The sequence below is a fragment of the Actinomycetota bacterium genome, assembly GCA_035697485.1.
In the GTDB taxonomy this organism is placed as follows: Bacteria; Actinomycetota; UBA4738; order UBA4738; family HRBIN12; genus JAOUEA01.
Map to the genome: position 1 here is coordinate 1 of DASSCU010000045.1, position 2,166 is coordinate 2,166.

Below are 2,166 nucleotides of genomic sequence, written 5' to 3' on the forward strand. Positions count from 1 at the left end.
CGTGAGGCAGAACGGCACGTGGACATAGACGCCTGCGGTCACTTCTTCGCCTCCGCCTTCTGGTCGACGCGCAGTGCGGCGATGAATGCCTCCTGTGGCACGTCGACGCGGCCAACCCGGCGCATGCGTTCCTTTCCTCTCTTCTGCTGCTCGAGCAGCTTTCGCTTGCGGGTGATGTCGCCGCCGTAGCACTTGGCGAGCACATCCTTACGCTTGGCTTTGACCGTCTCTCGCGCGACGATGCGCGAGCCGATCGACGCCTGGATCGCGACGTCGAACAACTGTCGCGGGATCAACTCGCGAAGACGTTCGACCATCTGGCGCCCGTACTGGGCGGCCTTCTCGCGGTGCACGACGCTCGAGAACGCGTCGACGGGTTCGCCGTGCAGAAGCACGTCCACGCGGACGAGGTCGGCGATCTCGTAGCCGATCGGGTCGTAGTCGAGCGACGCGTACCCGCGGGTCTTGGACTTCAGCTGGTCGAAGAAGTCGAAGATGATCTCGGCGAGCGGCAGCTTGTAATGAACCTCGGCGCGCTCGGGCGAGAGGTACTTCATGTCAGTGAGCTCGCCGCGGCGCGCCTGACAGAGCTCGAGCACGGGGCCGAGGTAGTCGCTCGGCGTGATGATCGTGGCGCGCACCACGGGCTCCTCGACATGGTCGTAGGTGCCCGGTTGCGGCATCTCGCTCGGGTTGTGCACGACGATCGTCTCATCGGCCCTGATCACGTGGAACTCCACGTTGGGCGCCGTCGCGATCAGCTCGAGGCCGAACTCGCGCTCGAGCCGTTCCTTCACGATGTCCATGTGCAGCAGCCCGAGGAACCCGCAGCGGAACCCGAACCCGAGCGCCCGCGACGTCTCGGGCTCGTACGCGAGCGCCGCATCGTTCAGTTTCAGCCGGTCGAGCGCCTCCCGTAGCTCGGAGTAGTCGCCGCCCTCCGCCGGGAACAGGCCGCTCCAAACCATCGGCCTGGGCTCGCGGTAGCCGGGCAACGCTTCGCGCGCCCCCTGCTTGCCGGACAGAGTGACCGTGTCGCCGACCTTGACCTGGTGGACGTCTTTCAGCCCGGTCACGAGGTAGCCGACCTCGCCGGCTTCGAGCTTCGGCACGGGCGTGGCCTCGGGCGCGAAGACCCCCGCCTCCTCGGCCTCCGAGTCGAGCGCGCTCGCCATGAACCGCACCTTGGAGCGCGAGGGCAGCACGCCCTCCTTCACGCGGAGGTAGGCGATGACACCTCGGTACGGGTCGAAGGACGAGTCGAAGATCAGCGCCCGGAGCGGCCGGTCGCGTTCGCCCGTCGGGGGCGGGACGCGACGGACGACCTCCTCGATCAGCTGCGTGACGCCCTCGCCGGTCTTGGCGCTGACCGCCAGGACCTCGTCCGGTGGGCACCCCACGACCTCGGCGAGCTCGCGGCGGGTCTCCGCGACGTCGGCCTGCGGCAGGTCGATCTTGTTGAGCACGGGCACGATGACCAGACCGGCGTCGCGCGCGAGGTGGAAGTTCGCCAGCGTCTGGGCCTCGATCCCCTGTGCGGCGTCGACCAGGAGCACCGCTCCCTCGCACGCCTCCAGGGAACGCGACACCTCGTACGTGAAATCGACGTGACCGGGCGTGTCGATCAGGTTCAGCTCGAGATCGGAGCCCTCGAACCGGTACGCCAGGCGGACCGCCTGCGCCTTGATCGTGATGCCCCGCTCGCGTTCGAGGTCCATCTTGTCCAGGTATTGCTCGCGCATGTCGCGGTCTGCGACCGTGTGGGTGAGCTCGAGCAGGCGGTCGGCCAGCGTCGACTTGCCGTGGTCGATGTGCGCGATGATGCAGAAGTTCCGGATGTGGGTGGGCTCGGTCACGGCGCGCCTATCGTACGGGCGCCGACCCGTGCGACACGCTCGGGCGTGCCTGAACCCGCTGGTACACTCGACCGTTCATGGCCAACATCAAGTCGCAGATCAAGCGGAACCGTCAGAACGAGAAGCGGCGCAAGCGCAACCTGGGCGTTCGCTCCTCGCTCAAGACGGCGACCAAGAAGGTGACCACCGCGGCCGAGACCGGCGACACCGAGGCCGCGACCGCGGCTGCCCTGGGTGAGGCATCACGCGCCTACGACAAGGCCGCCTCCAAGGGCATGCTGCACAAGCGCGCGGCCGCCCGGCACAAGTC

At 67.7% G+C, this 2,166-nt stretch carries 2 protein-coding genes; one reads left to right on the forward strand and one right to left on the reverse strand.

Annotated elements, in window-relative coordinates:
• Positions 1-38: 38 nt before the first annotated feature.
• Positions 39-1,856, reverse strand: coding sequence for a translation elongation factor 4 (gene lepA, locus VFI59_12020; protein HET6714421.1), 1,818 nt, complete (start codon positions 1,854-1,856; stop codon positions 39-41).
• A gap of 77 nt (positions 1,857-1,933) precedes the next feature.
• Between lepA and rpsT the strand changes: the two genes are divergently transcribed.
• Positions 1,934-2,166 (forward strand): 30S ribosomal protein S20 (gene rpsT / locus VFI59_12025; protein HET6714422.1); only part of this gene is annotated, 233 nt, incomplete at its 3' end.